18 protein-coding genes are annotated in these 17,999 nt (G+C 75.4%); 4 read left to right on the top strand and 14 right to left on the bottom strand.

Annotated features, from left to right (window positions below; genetic code table 11):
• Positions 1-4: 4 nt before the first annotated feature.
• The 5 genes from ACVWNX_RS31600 to ACVWNX_RS31580 all read right to left on the bottom strand — a co-directional run bounded on the left by ACVWNX_RS31600 (position 5) and on the right by ACVWNX_RS31580 (position 3,056).
• The gene (locus tag ACVWNX_RS31600; protein ID WP_454411610.1) at positions 5-748 is read right to left on the bottom strand and encodes a Clp protease N-terminal domain-containing protein; all 744 of its coding nucleotides are present in this window, start codon (positions 746-748) and stop codon (positions 5-7) included.
• Between the two features lie 65 nt (positions 749-813).
• Positions 814-1,209, bottom strand: coding sequence for a fluoride efflux transporter CrcB (gene crcB / locus ACVWNX_RS31595; protein WP_454411609.1), 396 nt, complete (start codon positions 1,207-1,209; stop codon positions 814-816).
• Positions 1,206-1,664, bottom strand: a complete 459-nt coding sequence (locus tag ACVWNX_RS31590; protein ID WP_454411608.1) for a fluoride efflux transporter FluC — start codon at positions 1,662-1,664, stop codon at positions 1,206-1,208. Before ACVWNX_RS31590 ends, crcB begins: the two co-directional genes overlap by 4 nt.
• 198 nt (positions 1,665-1,862) lie before the next feature.
• Positions 1,863-2,399 (bottom strand): GNAT family N-acetyltransferase, encoded by a 537-nt coding sequence (locus ACVWNX_RS31585; RefSeq protein ID WP_454411607.1) that lies wholly within the window; start codon positions 2,397-2,399, stop codon positions 1,863-1,865.
• 45 nt (positions 2,400-2,444) lie between these two features.
• Complete coding sequence (locus ACVWNX_RS31580) at positions 2,445-3,056, bottom strand: DUF2867 domain-containing protein (protein WP_454411606.1); 612 nt, start codon at positions 3,054-3,056, stop codon at positions 2,445-2,447.
• Between the two features lie 99 nt (positions 3,057-3,155).
• Here ACVWNX_RS31580 and ACVWNX_RS31575 point away from each other — a divergent pair, with 99 nt between their 5' ends.
• Together ACVWNX_RS31575 and ACVWNX_RS31570 are read left to right on the top strand one after the other, a co-directional pair.
• The gene (locus ACVWNX_RS31575) at positions 3,156-3,716 is read left to right on the top strand and encodes a TetR/AcrR family transcriptional regulator (RefSeq protein WP_454411605.1); all 561 of its coding nucleotides are present in this window, start codon (positions 3,156-3,158) and stop codon (positions 3,714-3,716) included.
• Positions 3,717-3,759: 43 nt separating this feature from the next.
• Positions 3,760-4,575, top strand: a complete 816-nt coding sequence (locus ACVWNX_RS31570; protein WP_454411604.1) for a hypothetical protein — start codon at positions 3,760-3,762, stop codon at positions 4,573-4,575.
• A gap of 40 nt (positions 4,576-4,615) precedes the next feature.
• On the opposite strand, the gene ACVWNX_RS31565 is transcribed toward ACVWNX_RS31570, so the two are convergent.
• The 6 genes from ACVWNX_RS31565 to ACVWNX_RS31540 form a co-directional block, all read right to left on the bottom strand.
• Positions 4,616-5,443 (bottom strand): MIP/aquaporin family protein, encoded by an 828-nt coding sequence (locus tag ACVWNX_RS31565; protein ID WP_454411603.1) that lies wholly within the window; start codon positions 5,441-5,443, stop codon positions 4,616-4,618.
• 281 nt (positions 5,444-5,724) lie between these two features.
• On the bottom strand, positions 5,725-6,594 hold the full coding sequence (ku, locus tag ACVWNX_RS31560) for a non-homologous end joining protein Ku (RefSeq protein ID WP_454411602.1): 870 nt from the start codon (positions 6,592-6,594) through the stop codon (positions 5,725-5,727).
• 238 nt (positions 6,595-6,832) lie between these two features.
• Complete coding sequence (locus ACVWNX_RS31555; protein WP_454411601.1) at positions 6,833-7,066, bottom strand: hypothetical protein; 234 nt, start codon at positions 7,064-7,066, stop codon at positions 6,833-6,835.
• Between the two features lie 215 nt (positions 7,067-7,281).
• A complete protein-coding gene (locus ACVWNX_RS31550; RefSeq protein WP_454411600.1) occupies positions 7,282-7,977 on the bottom strand; it encodes an LAETG motif-containing sortase-dependent surface protein in 696 nt (231 codons plus the stop codon).
• Between the two features lie 233 nt (positions 7,978-8,210).
• Positions 8,211-9,044: an SDR family oxidoreductase gene (locus tag ACVWNX_RS31545; protein ID WP_454411599.1), complete on the bottom strand. Its 834-nt coding sequence runs from the start codon at positions 9,042-9,044 to the stop codon at positions 8,211-8,213.
• 98 nt (positions 9,045-9,142) lie between these two features.
• Positions 9,143-9,658, bottom strand: a complete 516-nt coding sequence (locus ACVWNX_RS31540) for a mycothiol transferase (protein ID WP_454415016.1) — start codon at positions 9,656-9,658, stop codon at positions 9,143-9,145.
• Between the two features lie 274 nt (positions 9,659-9,932).
• Here ACVWNX_RS31540 and ACVWNX_RS31535 point away from each other — a divergent pair, with 274 nt between their 5' ends.
• Entirely contained in the window at positions 9,933-10,958 is a 1,026-nt protein-coding gene (locus ACVWNX_RS31535) for a hypothetical protein (RefSeq protein WP_454411598.1), read from the top strand.
• Positions 10,959-11,137: 179 nt separating this feature from the next.
• Here the strand turns inward: ACVWNX_RS31535 and ACVWNX_RS31530 are convergent, their stop codons facing one another.
• Both ACVWNX_RS31530 and ACVWNX_RS31525 read right to left on the bottom strand, forming a co-directional pair.
• Positions 11,138-13,324 (bottom strand): SpoIIE family protein phosphatase, encoded by a 2,187-nt coding sequence (locus ACVWNX_RS31530; RefSeq protein ID WP_454411597.1) that lies wholly within the window; start codon positions 13,322-13,324, stop codon positions 11,138-11,140.
• Positions 13,325-13,476: 152 nt separating this feature from the next.
• Positions 13,477-16,149, bottom strand: a complete 2,673-nt coding sequence (locus ACVWNX_RS31525) for a SpoIIE family protein phosphatase (protein ID WP_454411596.1) — start codon at positions 16,147-16,149, stop codon at positions 13,477-13,479.
• Between the two features lie 197 nt (positions 16,150-16,346).
• Here ACVWNX_RS31525 and ACVWNX_RS31520 point away from each other — a divergent pair, with 197 nt between their 5' ends.
• A complete protein-coding gene (locus ACVWNX_RS31520) occupies positions 16,347-16,847 on the top strand; it encodes a GNAT family N-acetyltransferase (protein WP_454411595.1) in 501 nt (166 codons plus the stop codon).
• A 55-nt stretch (positions 16,848-16,902) separates the two neighbouring features.
• Here the strand turns inward: ACVWNX_RS31520 and ACVWNX_RS31515 are convergent, their stop codons facing one another.
• Positions 16,903-17,889, bottom strand: coding sequence for an SGNH/GDSL hydrolase family protein (locus tag ACVWNX_RS31515; protein WP_454411594.1), 987 nt, complete (start codon positions 17,887-17,889; stop codon positions 16,903-16,905).
• Positions 17,890-17,999: the final 110 nt, after the last annotated feature.

Here is a 17,999-nt window from a genome sequence, read left to right as displayed (position 1 = left end):
TGGCTCACACCGTCCCGCCGTCGCGCTCCTTCGCGAGCGCTTCGAGGGCTGCGGCGACCCCGCTCTCCGTGGCGTCCTTGGCGACGCCCGCGGCCGACAGCGCGCCCTCGCCGTTCTCGAACTCCAGCAGCGCCAGCAGCAGGTGTTCGGTGCCGACGTAGTTGTGGCCGAGGCGCAGCGCCTCACGGAACGTCAGCTCCAGGACCTTGCGGGCCCCGGCGTCGTAGGGCACCAGGTCGGGCACCTCCTCGACGGCGGGCGGCAGGGCGTCGGTCGCGGTGTCCCGGAGTTCGGCGGAGGTGACGCCCTGGGCCTCGATGACCCGGACGGCGAGGCACTCCGGTTCGGCGAGCAGTCCGAGGACCAGGTGGGCGGGGCGGACCTGGTCGTTGCGCGCGGCCTTGGCACCCTCGTGGGCGGCCATGACCACCTTGCGGGCGAGCGGGGTGAAGCGGCTGAACCCCTGGCTGGGGTCGAGGGCGGGTTCGCCCGGGTCCTTGGGGACGAAGCGCTTCTGGGCGGCCTGCCGGGTGACCCCCATGCTCTTGCCGATGTCCGTCCAGGAGGCCCCGGCCCGGCGGGCCTGGTCCACGAAGTGGCCGATCAGATGGTCGGCCACCTCGTCGAGGTGGTCGGCGACGATGACCGCTCCGGAGAGCTGTTCGAGCGCGTCGGAGTGGGCCGTCTTGATGGCGTGGATGAGGTCGTCGAGGCGTACGGGCGCCGTGGCGCCGTGCGATGCGGTCATAAGGCAACCCTAGGTTGACAGCTCCTCAATCGTCAACCGCCGGTTGACAGTTGGGGTGCGGCGACTCACCCCCAGAGCCACCCCCCGAGGGCCGCGCCCGCGAAGGCCGCGGCCACCCCGGCCGCCACGCTCCCCACCGCGTTCAGCGCGGCCCGGCCGGTCGCCCCCTCCTCGGCGAGCCGCAGGGTCTCGTAGGAGAAGGTGGAGTAGGTGGTCAGCGCCCCGCACAGACCGGTCCCGAACAGCGTCAGAGCACCCGGACCGACCGCGCCCCCCAGGGCCGCGCCCGTCAGGACCCCCAGCACCAGACATCCGGTGACGTTGACCGCGAACGTCCCCCAGGGGAACAACGTGTCGTACCGGGAACGGATCGCCCGGTCCGTCAGATAGCGCAGCGGCGCTCCCACCGCCGCCCCGCCGAGCACCAGCAGCCACGAGGCCGCTCCCCCGGCCGGGTTCACGACCGCCCCCGCGCCAGCGCCCACCGGGTCAGCCCCGCCGCCGCCCAAACGGCGGCGAGCGCGAGCACCGGGGTGAGCAGCAGGTACCCGGCGGCGCGCGCGCCCTCCCCGTGCCGCACCAGCAGCCGCACGTCCACGGCGTAGGCGGAGAAGGTGGTGAACCCGCCCAGCACCCCGGTGCCCAGGAAGGGCCGGACCAGGGGACCCGGGGCGGAGGCCGCGGTCAACGCCGCCATCAGCGCCCCGAGGAGCGCGCAGCCGACCGCGTTGACGGTCAGCGTGGTCCAGGGGAAGGCCCCGCCCGGGGTCGGCCACAGCAGGGCGGCCCCGTACCGGGCGCCCGCGCCCAGTACCCCGCCCGCCGCCACCACGGCGAGCACCCGGGAGACCGGGACGGCGCGGTCGGCGGGGGCGACGTCCGGGTCGACGGGCTCGCGCACGGGCGGCTCGGTCACGCTCGGCTCCTCCTCTACGGGCCGGGGCACCACCGTCCCGGGCCGCCGGGCCCGGCACCGGCGGCGCCGGGTGCCCCCGGTGGACCGGGGATGCCGCTCGCCGCGCCCGCGCGGACGCGTCCCGGCGGGGCTCCAGCCTAGGCTCTCCGCCGGTACCGGGCCGACGGGAGCGAGCCCGGGGCGGGCGGGGGCGTCCGCTCAGCGGCCGGTGTCGTCCCGCCAGACGACCTCGCCGTCCGACGTCCGGTCCGTCGCGGCCAGTCCGAGCGCCCGGGCGATGCCCGCCGACGCCCCGTGCCCCGGGTGGATGTGCGCGGTGAGGACGTCCGCGCCCCGCCCGCGCAGCCAGTCGGCCATGGCCAGCGCCGCCTCCCGCCCGTACCCCTCGCCCTGGTGGTCGCTCCCGATCACCCAGGCCAGGGCGGCCTCGGTGCCGCCGCCGTCCGGGCGGGAGAGGGTGGCCTGGACGGTGCCGACGAGCCGTCCGTCCGCGAGGCGCCGGACCATCCAGTTCAGCCAGCCCTGGGTGCCGTCCGGGGACCGTCCGGCGGACTGCCGCCGGTACTTGGCCTCCAGTTCCTCCAGGGTGCACGGGCTGCCGCCGGTCCACTCGTGGAGCCGTACGTCGTCGAAGAGCGACACGGCCTCCGGGGCGTGCCCGGGCTGCAGCGGTTCCAGCAGGAGGCGGGCGGTGCGGACGGGGGCGGCGGTCGGCCAGGCGGTGGTGTCGGACACGGGCGGATCGTATCCGGTGGGTACCGGCAGCGGCCGGGCGGTGGATCAGACGGCTCCGGCGACGGGTCCGGCGGGGCGCCGCTCGCGCCAGGCGCGCTCCCACTTGCGGGTCAGCGCCGGATAGACGACCAGGTACCGGAAGGGCGCGATGAGGGCCATGTACAGCTCCCCCAGCCGCCCGTTGGGCTTGACGAGGACCGCCATCCGCAGTTCGTACTCCCCGTCGCGGTCCCGCGCGGGGGCCCAGCCCAGGTGCAGCAGACCGTGACAGGTCCCGTTGGCGAGTTCCCGGAGGGACTCGTCGGGCAGGTCGTAGACGGGGGTGAACGGACCGCCACCGGGTTCCGCTCCGGCCGCCGTGGCCCGCAGGTCGTCGGGGAGCCGGTCGGCCAGCGGACGGACCCGGCCCCCGAGGCCCGCGCCGGGCCGGTCCCAGCCGAGCAGCGCGCCCAGCTTCCAGCGCACCGCGAAGAGGAAGCGGACCGGGGGCGACTGCCGGGCGAAGTCGTCGGCGCGCATCGCGGCGAGCATCACGGGGAAGTCGCCGGGACCGGCGCCGGGGGTGCGGAAGGCCCACACGTCCTCGACCCGGAAGTCGTCGGCGAGGGCGTGGACGCGCCACGGCCGTTCGGTGTGAGCCGTCCGGGGAAGCTTCATGACCGCTGTCGCCTCTCTCTTATACGCTGGCGTACAAGACAAGCCTAGGCGCGATATACGGTGCCGTATATCGACGCCCCGAGTGAGGTGGGACACATCGTGGGCGCAGCTCGCACACCACGCGACCGCTGGGTGGAGGAGGGCCTGCGGGCCCTCGCGGAGGGCGGCCCGGACGCCGTCCGCGTCGAAGCGCTCGCCAAACGGCTCGGCGTCACCAAGGGCGGTTTCTACGGGTACTTCGCGGACCGGGACGCGCTGCTGACGGCGATGCTGGACGCCTGGGAGCGGGAGAGCACCGACGAGGTGGTCGACCAGGTCGAGCGCGAGGGCGGCGACCCCCGGACCAGGGCCCAGCGCGCGGGGCTGCTCACCTTCTCCGACAGGCTGCTCCCGGTGGACCTCGCGGTCCGCGACTGGGCGCGCCGCGATCCGTCCGTCGCGGACCGGCTGCGCCGCGTCGACAACCGGCGGATGGAGCTGCTGCGCGAGCTGATCGGCACCTTCTGCGCCGATCCCGACGAGGTGGAGGCCCGCAGCCTGCTCGCCTTCTGCCTGGTGGTCGGCCGTCACGCGCTGGCCGCCGACCACCGGGGCCGCACCCGGCTGGAGGTCCTCCAGCGGGCGGGCGATCTGATCCTCGACCGCGCCCCGGAGGTCTGACGCGCGGACCGCCGTGTCAGTGGCGGCGGCTACCGTGCGACGCGTGCGAACTGACGCAGCGGAGGGCGCCGCGCACGGCACGGCGCTGACGGAACGGGTCATCGGGACGGTGCGACGGGATCCGGGCGCCTCGGCGCTGGAGTACCGGTCGGTGCCGTGGGTCACCGACGGGGTGCCCGCGCCCCTGGCGGAGGAACGGCTGGCCGGGGCGCGCTTCCCGTCGGGCCGACCGCTGTCGCCGAGCCTGCGGGCCTGGCTGGCGTACGACACCAGCCTGTTCGCCCGGCACGACTGGTTCGACGAGGACGGCGGCTTCGCCCCGCGTACGCTCCCCGAGCTGGTGGGCGACGAGTACGGCGGGGCGTGGGAGCCGGAGTTCGCGCTCTTCGCGGAGCGGTTCCCCGAGTGCTTCCTGCTCCCGGGCGGCTCGGACTCCCGCCGATTCCTCGCCGTCGCCGAGCCGGACGGACGGGGCGAGTACCCGGTGCTGGGGGTGTCTGATAATTCCCCGTGGAGTGAGGAGCGGTGTCCGGTGCGTGCGATCGCAAGGCGCCGGAGAGTCCTCGTAGCGGAGCTACTAGGGCTTTTCGGCAACGCGGCGAGCGTGCGTGCCGGGCGCCGCGACGCCACGGGGAATCATCAGACACCCCCTTTGGCACTCGACTTCGACGACCTGCCCTGTGTGAGCCTGATGTACCCGGGCTTCGACGTCTACGCGGCGGACACCGCGGGCCTGCTCGGCTTCGCCTTCGAGACCTACTCGGGTCTGATCGGGCACCCGGTGTACGGGCGCCGGATGCGCGAGCACGCCCGGCACTGCTTCGACGGCGTGCCGGAGGCCCAGTTCCCCTTCGTCTGAGGGCCGGTGGCCTCCGTGGGGAACCGGCGGGTCCGGACGGTCAGCCTGGACCCTCCGCCGCGGGGACCTGGCCCGGTTCCTGGGGTTCGGCCTCCGCGTCGGGCAGGAAGCGTCCGACGAGGACCCGGTAGAGCCAGGCGCCCAGCACCCCGCCGATCAGCGGCCCCACGATCGGCACCCAGAAGTAGAGGTTGCCGTACTGGTCCCGCCAGGCGTCGCCGTATCCGGTGAGGAAACTGGCCAGCCGGGGGCCGAGGTCCCGGGCCGGGTTGATCGCGTACCCCGCGTCGGTGCCCCAGGCCATGCCGATGGCGACCACCAGCAGACCGATGACCAACGCGCCCAGGTTGGCGCCCGGCGGGGTGTTGAGCAGATCGGTGACCGCGAAGATCACGAAGAGCAGGATCGCCGTGCCGATGATCTGGTCCCGCAGCGCGCCCAGTTCGCTGATGGGCAGCGACCCGTTGCCCGGCAGCGTCGAGAAGACCACCTGGGTCTTGAGGGTGTGCCCGGGGTCGGCCTGGGCGAGGACCTCGCTGTAGTTCCAGCGGACGAGCAGCGCGGCGACGAACGCGCCCGCCGTCTGGGCCGCCGCGTACGGCAGGACCTTGCGCCATTCGAAGCCCTTGAAGGCGGCGAGCGCCAGGGTGACGGCGGGGTTGAGGTGGGCGCCGCTGAGGCGGGCCGCGACGTAGATCCCGAGGGTGACGCCGAGGCCCCAGGCCCACGCGATGCTGTCGTGGTCGCCGATGCCCGCCGCGACGACCTGGGCGACCACTCCGCAGCCGAACAGGATGAGGATGAGCGTCCCGGCGAACTCGGCCGACAGCTCCCCGGCCATGCTGTTCCGCCACCCGCGCTTCACCATGAGCACCGGCCTCCTGACCTGGGTTCGGCGGGCGTCCGACGCGCCACCGGTCCCGGGCCGTCCCGGGCCCCGGACGGCCGGGGAGGGCGCGTTCGCGGGGCGTCGGACGGCTCCGCGCGTATCCGCAACGGATAACCGACGATAGGCGCCGAACCGTCGTGACGGCCCCGTGAGCCGCCCGGAATACCGCCGTTCGGGCGTCTCGCGCCGACCGGTGCGGGACGCCCGAACGGGCAACGGCGGCGGCTCCGGTTCCGGCCCGGGAACGGCGGCGGCTCCGGTCAGGAACCGGCGGCCCGGCGCCGCTTCCCGCCGCTCCGGCCGGAGCGGCTCGGCAGGGGGTGCACGGTGGCGTCGCCCTCCGGTGCCCGGTCGGTGGCGGCGCCGGTGCGCTCCAGGGACTGCCGCAGGGCGGACATCAGGTCCAGCACCTCGCCCCCGGACTCCCCGGCGGGCTCGGCCGGGGCGGGCGTCCCCCCGTCGGCCTTGGCGGTGACGACCCGTTCCAGGGCCTCGCGGTACTCGTCCGTGAAGGAGTCGGGACCGGTGTCGGGCAGGGCGTCGACCAGGGCGACGGCCGCCTCGACCTCCCGTTCGTCGACGCTGACCCCGGTGGGCGCGAGCTCCTCGGCGGAGCGGATCTCGTCCGGCCAGCGCATGGCGTGCAGCACCAGGACGTCGTCCTTCACCCGCAGCAGTCCGAGGCGTTCCCGGCCGTGCCAGGCGAAGGTGGCGAGGGCGACCCGCGCGTTGCGTTCCAGGGCCCGGCGCAGCAGCACGTACGGCTTGGCCGCCACCTGGCCGCCGCTCTCCAGGTAGTACCCCTCCCCCACCCGCAGGGGGTCGATGCTCTCGGCGGGGACGAACCCGGCGATCTCGATGGCCTTGGCGGTGGGCAGCGGGATGGCGTCGAGTTCCTCGTCGGTGATCTCGACCATGGTGCCCTCGGGGGTCTCGAAGGCCCGTCCGATCTCGTCGGGGGAGAGGGTCTCGCCGTCGAGGGCGCAGACCTTGCGGACCCGGACCCGGGCCATGTCGGCCCGGTGGTACTGGTGGAAGGCGAGAGCGCGGGACTCGGTCGCGGCGACCACCTTCACGGGGATGGTGACCAGCCCGAAGGTGATGGCCCCCGACCACACGGGACGCGGCATGGCGTCGCCTCCTGCCCCCGTCGCCGTCCGAGCCCGTCCACCGCCCGCCCCGGGCCCCACCAGCCTAGGCCCGGCTGTCGCACCGCCGCCCGCTGAGCGACGCCGGGGGATGACGGGCCCGGTGCCCGCCGCGCACCGGACGCACCCGGAAACGGGCAGCGGGCAGCGGGCAGCGGGCAGCGGGCAGCGGCGGACGGTGTCACCGGCGGGGGGACCGGCCGGTGACGCCGTCCGTTCCTCAGCGGGCCTTCCGGGCCTTGAGCAGGTACTGGGCCATGGCCACCGGGGCGGTCGCCTTGCGGTCCATGTCCCGGGTCAGGTTCGCCGTCTCCTTGCGCAGGTCGACGAAGCGTCCCGTGTCGTTGGCTGAGGTGGTGACGCGGGGGCCGCCGTCGGCCGCGTGGGCGCCCGCCGCGCCGCAGGCCATCAGGGCGCCGGTGGTGACGGCCAGGGTGAGGTGACGGAACTTCACTGGTTGCTCTCCCGGTTCGGTCGGTCGGTGTGCCCGGTCAAACGACCGGCGCGCCGGTTCGTGGCGGGCCCCGCTCCGGCCCGGGACGGAACGCGCCGCCGCCCCGCCGACCGGACGGGTCGACGGGGCGGCGGGGTGCCGGGGGCGTCCCGGGAGGATCGGCCCGGACGGATCGGCCCGGGCGGAGATCAGTCCTGGGCGGTCCCCGGCGGAGATCAGTCCTTGGCGGAACGGCGCTTGCGGACGGCGAACAGGATGCCCGCACCGGCCAGCAGGACCAGCGCCGCCGCACCGGCGATCACCGGGGTGGCGCTGGAGCCGCCGGTCTCGGCCAGGTCCTCGTCCGGCGCCGAGGTGCCGGGCGCGGGCGCGGCGGTGGCCGTGGTCCGGGAGGGCTCGGGCTTCGTCGGGGTCGCGGAGGACGGCGGGGCCGTGGTCTCCGGGTCCGAGGGCCCGGCCGACAGGGTGGGCGTCGGCGCCTCGGAGGGGGTCGCGCTGCCGGACGGCACACCGGATTCCGAGGGTTCGGGACCGTCCGAGGGGCTCGGGGAGGAGGACGGGCAGACCGGCGCGGTCTTGGTCTCGTCCACGTCGAACTCCTTCCCGTCACCCGCCCTGACGATCAGCCGGACCTCGATCTCCGTTCCGTGCTCGGGGAGTTCCAGCCGCTCCGAGAAGGACTTGCCGAACTTCTTGGCGGGCAGCAGGTCCTCGCCGTCGGCGGTGACGGTCACCGTGTTGACGGCGCCCTCGCCGTCGGCGTAGTCCGTCAGCTCGACCGTGACGTCCGAACAGGTCACCGACCAGACCGGGTTGTGCGCGACGGCCGGGGCCACGACGAGGGCGAACCCCACGGCCGCGCCCGCCACCAGGACGCCCGAGCGCTGTCGCGCACGGGTTTTCCTCTTCATGAAGCCTCCACGACGGTTGACGCCCCCGCGATCGGGGGCCACGACCAGCGCACCCTACTCCCGGGCTCCCCCCGCCCCGCAGGCGCATCGACTCCCCTGAAGCCCAGTTGTTACAAGGGAGTTGGGGCCGACGGAGGCCGGGCGCGGCGGTCGGCCGCTTCCCCCCGTCCGGCTGGTGGCCCGGGAGAGCACCGCTCCGGTCCGGCCTCGCGCGCCACGGGGCGCCGGGGTCGTCAGCGAAAGGCGTGGGCGTGTTCCCCGGCCCACCGCGCGAAGGTCCGGGCCGGGGCTCCGGTGACCCGGGTGACGGTGTCGCGCACGGTCAGCAGTTCCTCGTTGACGTCCCTGCCCGTGAGGTCGAGGACCGCCGACGCGGCCTCGTCGCCCAGGAGCGCGGCCAGGTCACGTTGGGCCTCGGTCACGCCGACCCGGGTGAACGGCATCTCGCGCCCCACCGCCGCTCCGATCAGCTCCAGTTGACGGCGGGGGGTGACCGGCTCGGGACCGGTCAGCGGATAGGTCCGTCCCGTGTGGCCGGTTCCGGTCAGCGCCGCGCGGGCGACCGCCGCGATGTCCGCCGGGTGGACGGCGGGCAGCCCGACGTCCGGGTAGGGCACCCGGACCGCCCGCCGGGCGCGCAGTTCCTCCGCCCACCACAGGGCGTTGGAGGCGAACTGCGTCGGCCGCAGCACCGTCCACGCCATGCCGCTCGTCTTGACCAGCCGTTCCACGGCGAGGTTGGCGGCCGCCGGGCCCAGGTGCGGATGGCTCCGCGCGGTGAGCGACGACACCAGCACCACCCGCTCGACACCGGCGCGGCGGGCGGCGTCCACGACCCCGGCGTCGGCTCCCAGGCCCGGCACGAGGAAGAGGGAACGCGCCCCGTCGAGCGCGGGTCCGAGCGAGGCGGGCCGGGACAGGTCTCCCCCGACGGCCTCGGCCCCCGGTGGGAGGGATGCCTTCGCCGGGTCACGGGTGAGGCCCCTGAGCGGTCCGGCGCCCTCCGCACGGAGTTGTTCCAGCAGGGCGCCGCCGATGTTCCCGGTGGCCCCGGTCACGAGGATCACGATTCCCACTCCCGTCGTGGACGGACGTCTACGTGACGGGACGTTACGACCTCGATCGGACTTGAGGTCAACGGACCGGCTCTCCGTCCGGCGGACCTCTACGTCCCCGTCCGCTCCAGCACGCCCCGGACGAACGCGGCCTGCCCGACGTGCTGGAAGCCCTCCCCGACCACGCTCACCAGCCGGACGCCGAGGGTGACAGCGGGGGTCCAGCGTTCGTCCACGATCCGTTCCAGGTCGGTGCCGTCGAGGTCCCGGACGAACGCCACCGTCCTTTCCCATACCGCTCGGTGATAGTCCGTCAGCAGCGCGCCGGAGGACACCCGCATCCGGCCCACCTGGCGGTCCGAGTGCCCGTACCCGGTGGCCAGCCGGGCGTAGGGCAGGTCGAAGCGGGTGACCCAGTCCCCCTCGGTCCACTCCTGCGCCACGCCCGCTGCCGCCGAGACGTGGTCGTCCTGGACCCGGGTGAGGTGCCAGACCAGCCAGGCGATGGAGTTGGCCCCCGGATCGACCCGGGCGGTCAGCTCCTCGGGGCCGAGTCCGCCGACGACGGCGGCCACCTCCTCGCGCACCCGTCCGAAGGCGTCCACCAACAGATCGGCACCCGTCACACCCGCCACGTCCGCTCCCGTTCCCGCGCGGCTCCCGGCGAGCCCGCGCGCATGTGTTCCCGTCGTCACCCGTCGTCGTCCGGGCCCGTTGACCAGCAGGGTCGCCCGGGCCGTCCGGGAGGGGCGGCGCGCCCTCCGTCATCGTGACCGACGGGCGCCGCCCTGTCCTCCCGACGGCCGGTCCGGGCGGCCTCCGGCGGGCGCGCGGCGGTCGGGCCGCGCCGATCGCGACCGACCGGGTCCGATTGACGGACCTTCCGGTTATCGTGCGGGCATGATCTTCCGCAGAGCCCTGTTCACCGGCGCCGTGGCCCGGTTGGAGGCAGCCGCGCGGAGTGGGGACCCCCGGGCGCCACGGGAGGCGCTCGGGCTGCTCCACCGGCGTTTCGAGCGGGCCTCGCGGACCGAGCTGACCACCGCCTCGGTACGGCTCGCGGCCCTGCTGCCCGAGGTGGCGGCCCCGGACCGCGCCGAGGTGGCGCTGGCCGTCGGGGAGTGCGTGGCCCGGGGCGCCGACCCGGTGGGGTGCGCCCCCGCGCTGCTGACGGCGGTGCGGGAGGCCCTGACCGTCGCGGCGCGCTTCCCGGAGCGCTGGCGCGGGGCCGGGGGCGGCGAGCTGCCGCTGCCCGACGGGGGCAGCCCGCACACGGGGGTGGCCGCCCGGGTGGGCGGGGAGGTGGCGACGGCCTGGTGGAACCTGCCGCGCTGGGAGACCGCCGCGCTCGCGGTGCTCCACCACCGGACCGCGCGGGGCGCGGTGGCGGACCGGGCGGCGCTGCTGGTGGAGGTCGGGCGGATCGCGGCGGCGGCGGAGGGGCTGCTGACCTGTCTGGACTACGCCCTGCGGGTCCTGGACGACCAGCCGCTGGTGGTGCTGCACCGCCCGACCCGCACCGGGTACCGGCTGCGGATGACGGGGATAGCCGACAACTTCCAGCTGCACACCCTGCTCGCCGCCGAGCTGGCGGGGGGCGGGCACGTGCCCGGTGAGGTGCCCACCGCCGAGGCGGTCGCCGTGTGCCGGAACGTCCCGGGGCAGGTCCCCACGGCGGGGACGTTCCGGCTGACGGCGCCCGACGGCGGGGAGGTGTGGAACGAGGGGACGCCCTCGGACATCCCCGAGGTGGACGGGGCGCGGCTGCTGGTGCTGGACCCCCCTCCGTACGCGCGCGGCTGGCCCGCCGGGCGGTTCTTCCCCGAGATGCCGGGGGACCTGGTGCTGGAGCGGGTGCTCGACGCCGGGGAGACCGAGCGCTGGTTCGGCCGGGTGACGGCCCCCGACGGCGAGCCCTCGCGCTGAGCCGGGCGCCCGCTCCTCCGCTCGTGGAACCGGCGGCGGACCCGGGTGGGACCCGGTCGTAGGCCGGTCGTGAAGCCGGTGACGGACCCGGTGGTGACGTCGGGTCGGGTGGGGCGGATGGGGCGGGGGCTGATCGAGGAGGACGGGCGGGTCGGGCAGGACGGGCCGGATCGGGCGGGTCAGGGTCCGTGGGCGGGGTGGCCGCCCATCCCGTCGTAGCGCATCAGCAGCAGGGCGACGTCGTCGTTGCGGTTGGCGTCGTCGAGGAGGGCGTCCGCGACCAGTCCGAGGTGGGCGGGGTCGGACTCGGCGAGCGCGGCGCGCAGCCGGGCCACCCCGGCGTCCATGTCGCAGGTGGCGGACTCCACCAGTCCGTCGGTGGTGAGGGCGAGGAGGGTGCCGGGCCGCAGCCGCAGCGGGGTCCTCGGGTAGTCGGCCCCGGACAGCACGCCCAGCGGTGGACCGGCCTCCGCCCCGAGGGTCTCGGTGGCCCCGTCCGGCAGCCGCAGCACGGGCGGCAGATGACCGGCGCTGACGCACTGCGCCGCGCCGGTGTCCATGGCGACGTCCACGTAGCAGCAGGTCGCGAAGAGGTCGGTCTCCATGCCGAGGAGCAGCCGGTTGGCGTGGGAGACCACGACCTCCGGGGGATGGCCCTCGATGGCGTAGGCCCGCAGGGCGGTGCGCATCTGGCCCATGAGGGTCGCCGCCCCGGCGTTGTGGCCCTGGACGTCACCGATGACGAGGGCGACGTGGTCGTCGGGGAGCGGGATCACGTCGTACCAGTCGCCGCCGACCTCCAGTCCGGCGATGGTCGGCAGATAGCGGGCGACGGCCCGGCCGCCGGGGATGTCGGGGAGCCTGCGGGGCAGCAGCGACCGCTGGAGGGTGCCGACCAGTTCGTGTTCGGCGTCGGCGGCGCGGACCCGGGCGAGGGCCTGTCCGGCGAGTGCGGCGGCGGCGGTGAGGAAGGCGCGTTCGTCGGGGCCGAAGCGGTGGGGGGCGTCCCAGCCGACGAGGCAGAACCCGGCGGTGCGGCCCTGGGCGGGCAGCGGGAGCACGGCGAGGCCGCCGGGGCCGATCTCCGCGAGGTGGGGTTCGACGGGGGCGCGCGGCTCCACGAAGGCGGGACGGCCGTCGCGGAGGACCCCGGCGAGGGTGGGCAGGACCCGCACCGGGGCGTCCGGCCATTCGGAGTACCACTCGGCGCGCCAGTTGCCGGGCCAGACCTCGGGGTCGGCCGGGTCGAGGGCGGTGACGACGAGGCGTTCGCCCTCCAGTTCGGCGAGGACGACCCGGTCGGCGTCGAGGGGGCCGCGCAGTCCGGCGGCGACGGCCCGGCCGGTCTCGCGGACGGTCGCGGTGTTCGCGAGGACGGCGGCCAGGCGCTGCACCCGGGCGGCGTCGGAGGTGCCGGAGCACCGGGCCTCGGCGTCGGTGACGGTGCCGATCAACCGGGCGCGGCCGCCGTCGTCGTCCACGACCTGGCCGCGCAGCCGCAGCCAGCGCGGTTCCCCGGCGGGGCGTCGCACCCGGAAGTCGAGTTCGCGGTCCCCGATCGCCAGGTGGTCGGCCTCGACCACGGACATCAGGGTGGGCAGGTCCTCGGGGACGGTGAGCGCGAGCAGGGTCTCGACCCGGCCGTCGAACTCGGCGCCGGTCACCCCGAAGAGGGCGAGGAGCCGCTCGTCGGCGTCGAGGCGTCCGGTGTCCATGGCGAGTCCGAAGGTCCCGGCGTCGCGGACCGGCCCGGGCGGCGCGCAGGGGCGGGCCGGGGTGGGGACGGCGCGGCCGAGGGCGGCGGTGAGCAGGGTGAGGACGTCCCGGTCGGCGGGACCGAAGCCGCCGGGGCGGTCGGTGACGGCGAGCAGACAGCCGGGGCCGCCGGGTCCGTCGCCGAGCGGCAGGGCGGCCACGACGGTGCCCCCGGCCCCGGCCCGGCAGGCGTCGCGGAGTCCGTCGAGGGAGTCGGCGGTGAGCCATCGGGGGGCGCCCGCGCGGCGGGCGGCGGCCATCGGGGAGTCGCCCGCGACCGGGTAGTGGTCGCGCAGTCCGTACAGGACCCGGGGGACGCCCGCGCTCTCGACGAGGGTGAGGGTGGTGCCGGTGGGGTCGGGGGTGTAGACGGCGGCGAGGGTGGCGCCCGTGAAGACGAGGACCTGTTCGATGACGGACCGCAGTCGGCTGAGGGGTTCCTGACGGCCGGGCAGGGCCTCCAGGGCGCGTTCGGCGCACAGGGTGTCCGTGCCGCCCACGGGGGCCTGCGCACCCGGGACGACCGTGGTGCGTGACGCCCGTGGTGTCGTCGCGGCCCCCGTGACCGTCATGCCCTGTTCTGACACGCCCTCGCTCACCACAACGGTCATTAGAGCGCTTCCCGGGGCGCCGCGCAGCCCCTGTGACGGTTCTCCGTGTCCGGGTCGCCCGTGCGCGCCATCCGGTCAACACGATCGAGGGAAAGGGCGTACACCTGCGCGAACACGGCTGCCGGATGGGGCGGCGGGGGCCGGCCGGTCCGTCAGGAGAGGGTCTGCTCGGTCCAGATGACCTTGCCGCCCGCGGTGTAGCGGGTGCCCCAGCGATCGGCGACCTGGGAGACGAGGAACAGGCCCCGGCCCCCCTCGTCGGTGGTGGCGGCCCGGCGCAGATGGGGCGCGGTGCTGCTGCGGTCGGACACCTCGCAGATCAGCGAGCGGTCCCGGATGACCCGGACGTGGATGGGCCCGCTGGCGTAGCGGATGGAGTTGGTGACCAGTTCGCTGAGGATGAGTTCGGCGGTGAACGCCTCGTCCGTCAGCCCCCAGTCGGCGAGGGCGCGGTCCACGAAGGCCCGGACCTCGGCGACGGCCGCCGGGTCGGAGGGCACCTCGCACTCGGCCACCCGGTCCGGGCCGAGGATCCGGGTGCGTCCGACGAGGAGCGCGATGTCGTCGGAGGGGGTGTCGGGCACCAGGGCGTCGAGGGTGGCCTCGCAGAGCCCGTCGACGGTGCGGTGGGTGTTGGCCTCCAGGGTGGTGCGCAGCAGTTCCAGGCCCTCGTCGATGTCGCGGGCCCGGTCCTCGACGAGCCCGTCGGTGAACAGGACGAGCCGGGTGCCCTCGGGAAGCTGGAGTTCCAGGGTCTCGAAGGGCAGTCCGCCGAGGCCGAGCGGGGGTCCGCCGGGCACGTCGGCGAAGCGGGCGGTGCCGTCGGGCAGCAGCAGCGCGGGCTGGAGGTGCCCGGCGCGGGCCATGGAGCAGTGCCCGGTGACCGGGTCGTAGATGACGTAGACGCAGGTCGCCCCGGTGACCCGGGGACCGGAGCCGGCTCCGGGGGCGTCGGCGGCGTCGTGGTCGAGCCGGGCGACGAGTTCGTCCAGGTGCCACAGCAGTTCGTCGGGCGGCAGGTCGAGGGTGGAGAAGTTGTGGACGGCGGTGCGCAGCCGTCCCATGGTGGCGGCGGCGTGCAGCCCGTGGCCGACGACGTCCCCCACGACGAGGGCGACCCGGCCGCCGGGCAGCGGGATGATGTCGAACCAGTCGCCGCCGACCCCGCCGAGACCGGCCTGCGCGGGCAGGTAGCGCATGGCCGCGACGAGGGCGTTCTGCTCGGGCAGCCCGTGCGGGAGCAGACTGCGCTGGAGGGTGACGGCCATGGTGTGCTCGCGCGCGTAGCGGCGGGCGTTGTCCACGCTGACGGCGGCCCGGGCGACCAGTTCCTCCGCGAGGGACCGGTCCTCCTCGTCGAAGGGGTCGCGCTCCCCGGTGCGCCAGAAGATGGCGACGCCGAGGACGACCCCCCGGGCCCGCAGCGGGACGGCGATCATCGAGGTGAGCCCCGCGGCGACCACCTCACGGGCCCGTTCGGGGGCCTGTTCCTGCCAGCCCGCGTAGGCGCCGAGGTCGGGGTCGAGGACGGCGGTGCCCTCGGTGAGCACGGTGCCCAGCGGGGTGGTGCCGACGAACTGGATGGTGTGGCCGACCGGGAAGAGGGCGGCGTCGGTGGGCCCTCCGGCGAGCGCCACCCGGCGCATCTCCCGGCCGATGGCCGTCGCCTCGGGTTCCTCTCCCCGCAGGACGGTGGTGACCAGGTCGACGGAGACGAAGTCCGCGAAGTCGGCGGCGGCGAAGTCGGCGAGTTCCTCGCAGGTGCGGACCATGTCGAGGGTGGTGCCGACCCGCATGCCCGCGTCGTAGAGCAGCCGCAGCCTGCCCCGGGCGAGGTCGGCGCGGCCGGTGAGGGCCCGCAGATCGGTGGTGTCGCGGAGGGTCGCCACGGTTCCGGGGGGCCCGCCGTACTGGTCGGTGGGCCGCTGGTTCACCGCCAGCAGACGGTCGCCGACCATGTACACCTCGTCGCTGGCGGGGCGGCCGGACTCCAGCAGCTGGGTGGTGCGCGGGTCCAGCCCCAGCCCGGCGACGGGACGGCCCTCCACGTCGGACGGCAGGTCCAGCAGCCGCCGGGCCTCGTCGTTGGCGAGCAGCAGCCGTTTGTCGTCCGAGACGATGAGGACGCCTTCGCGCACCGCGTGCAGCACCGCGTCGTGGTGCTCGTACATCCGGGTGATCTCGGCGGGTTCCAGGCCCCTGGTCTGGTGGCGGAGACGCCGGGTGACCAGCGCGGTGCCGCCCGCGGCGAGCAGCAGGACCCCCGCGGTGACCCCGAACAGCAGCGGGAACTGGGACTCGATCGCGCTGCGGACCTGGGACACGGCCATTCCGGTGGACACGGCCCCGATGGTGCCGCCGCCCGCCCCGTAGACCGGCACGACGACCTGGACCAGTTCGCCGACCTCTCCGTGGGACTTCTCGGTGACGACCTCCCCGGCGAGCGCCTCTTCGAGCCCGCCGACGAAGCGGCCGCCGATGTAGGAGGGGTCGGGGTGGGTGTAGCGGACGCCCTCGGGGCTGACCACGACCAGGAAGCCGATGCCGGAGCGCCGGGTCGCCTCCAGCGCCTTCGGCTGGAGGACGGCGGCGGGGTCGGGGCCCTTCAGCGCGGCCTCCATGCCGGGGGAGCTGGCGAAGGTGGTCGCCACCGCGAGGGAACGGTTGCGCGCCTCCTGCTCGGCGTCCCGGTGGGTCTGGAACACCAATGCCACGAGCGCGGTCGCGACGAGCAGCACCACGATCGCCAACTGCACGAGGAAGACCTGCCCGGCGACAGTTCGTATGCGGGGAACCAGGCGCGGACGGCCGTGTCGGGCGGCCATGAACCATTACTACACCCACCCACAGGCCCTCGCATGGCGCGTCCGCCCGGGCGGGGCGCCCCCGGGGGGCGCGGGCGGCCCGGGACCCGCGTTCCGCCACCACGCGTCACGGGCGGGCCGCCGAGGTGCCCACGGGCCGCCGGAACGCCCCGCGCCGGGGCCCGGCGGCCCCGCTGAGCGGCGCGTATCGTACGGACATGCCGCAGATCCAGTTGCTCCGCGCCGATCACGCGACCGCGCTGCTCGCCTTCGAGCGGGACAACCGCGCGTACTTCGCCGCCTCCGTGCCCGACCGGGGCGACGCGTACTTCACGGACTTCGCCGCCCGGCACCGGGCGCTGCTCGCGGAACAGGAGGCCGGGCACCACTACTTCCACGTCATCGTGGACGGCGAGGGCGAGGTGCTGGGCCGGGTGAACCTGGTCGACGTCACCGAAGGGGAGGCCGAACTCGGCTACCGGATCGCCCGGAAGGCCACCGGGCGGGGGCTCGCGACGGACGCCGTGCGCCGGATGGTCGACACCGCGCGCGGCTACGGGCTGCACTCCCTGTGGGCCCGGGTCTCCGTCGACAACCCGGCCTCCCGGGCGGTGCTGGTCCGCACCGGCTTCACCCGGGTCGGCGAGCGGGAGCTGAAGACGGGTCCGACGGGTCTGCTGTTCCGGCGCTCGCTCCTGGCGCGGGAGCCCATCGGCTGACGGCGCGCGGTGCCGGGGCGCTCCGGCCTTCCGCGCGTCCGTCGCTCCGTCCGGGTCAGCGCGAGCGGGCCCCCGTGGCGGCGGGCACCGGGTCGACGGTCACCCGCTCGCTGATCAGACCGGCCCGGGCGGCGCGCGCCACCCCGGCCTGGAAGGCCCTCGCCATCTTCCGGTAGCCGCTGTCGTTGGGGTGCAGACCGTCCTTGAGGTCGCCGTCGTCGAGGGCGTCGAAGTCGACCAGGACGACCTTGGCGCCCCGGTCCCGGCGTTCGCCCACGATCCGGGGCAGCTCGCGGTTGAACGCCGCCACCCGGGGCGCGACCCCGGGCCTGCTGTTGGGCACCAGCGGGGCGACCAGCACGGTGAGGTCCGGCGCCGCCGTGGTGAGCTGGTCGATCAGTCCGGCCAGCCGCTCGGGCGCCCCGGCCACCTGGTGGTCCCGGTTGACGTCGTTGGACCCCAGGTGCAGGGTGACGACGTTCGGGGCCGCCGCCAGCAGCCAGGGGCCGATGCCCGCGGCGATCTGGTCGATCCGGTAGCCGGAGTGGCCCTCGTGGTCGGGGTCGGGGTGGGTGCCGTGCCGCAGGGACCCCACGAAGTCCACCTCGGTCGCGTGTTCGGCGAGACCGTCCCGCAGCGCGGCCCGGTAGCCGTCGCCGGTGGAGCTGCCGACGCCCTGGGTGATGGAGTCCCCGAGCGGCATCACCGTCAGCCGGGGGACGTTCCACCCCGTCCCGGTGGACGGGGCACGGGCCCCCGTCGCGGCACCGGCCGGGGCACCGGAGAGGACCCCGGTGGCCAGGAGCCCCGCGACGACCAGAGAGCCGATCAGCCGCCGGGGGGCGGGGCGCCGGACGGCGTGCGACGGCCCGGCGGCGCCCGTCGCCGGAGCGGGGCCGGGGGTCGGGCGGGGGCCGGGCGGGCGGCGGGTCCGGGATCCGTGGACCGCCGGGGTCACCGCGGGCGCCGAAGCGGTCGCGGTCGCCGGGTCCGGTGCCAGGACCGGGTTCGATGCCGTCGATGCCGTGTCGTGCGTGCTCAAGAAGTCACCTCTCGTCAAGGACGCCATAGGAGCGGCCGGGCCGCAACGGCGGGGCGAGCGGCGCCGGAACGCCGGTCGTCGCGTCCTCGCCGGACGCGGACGGCCGGGTC

This window comes from Streptomyces sp. JNUCC 64 (assembly GCF_054484115.1).
This window is presented reverse-complemented; position numbering and strand designations above follow the sequence as displayed.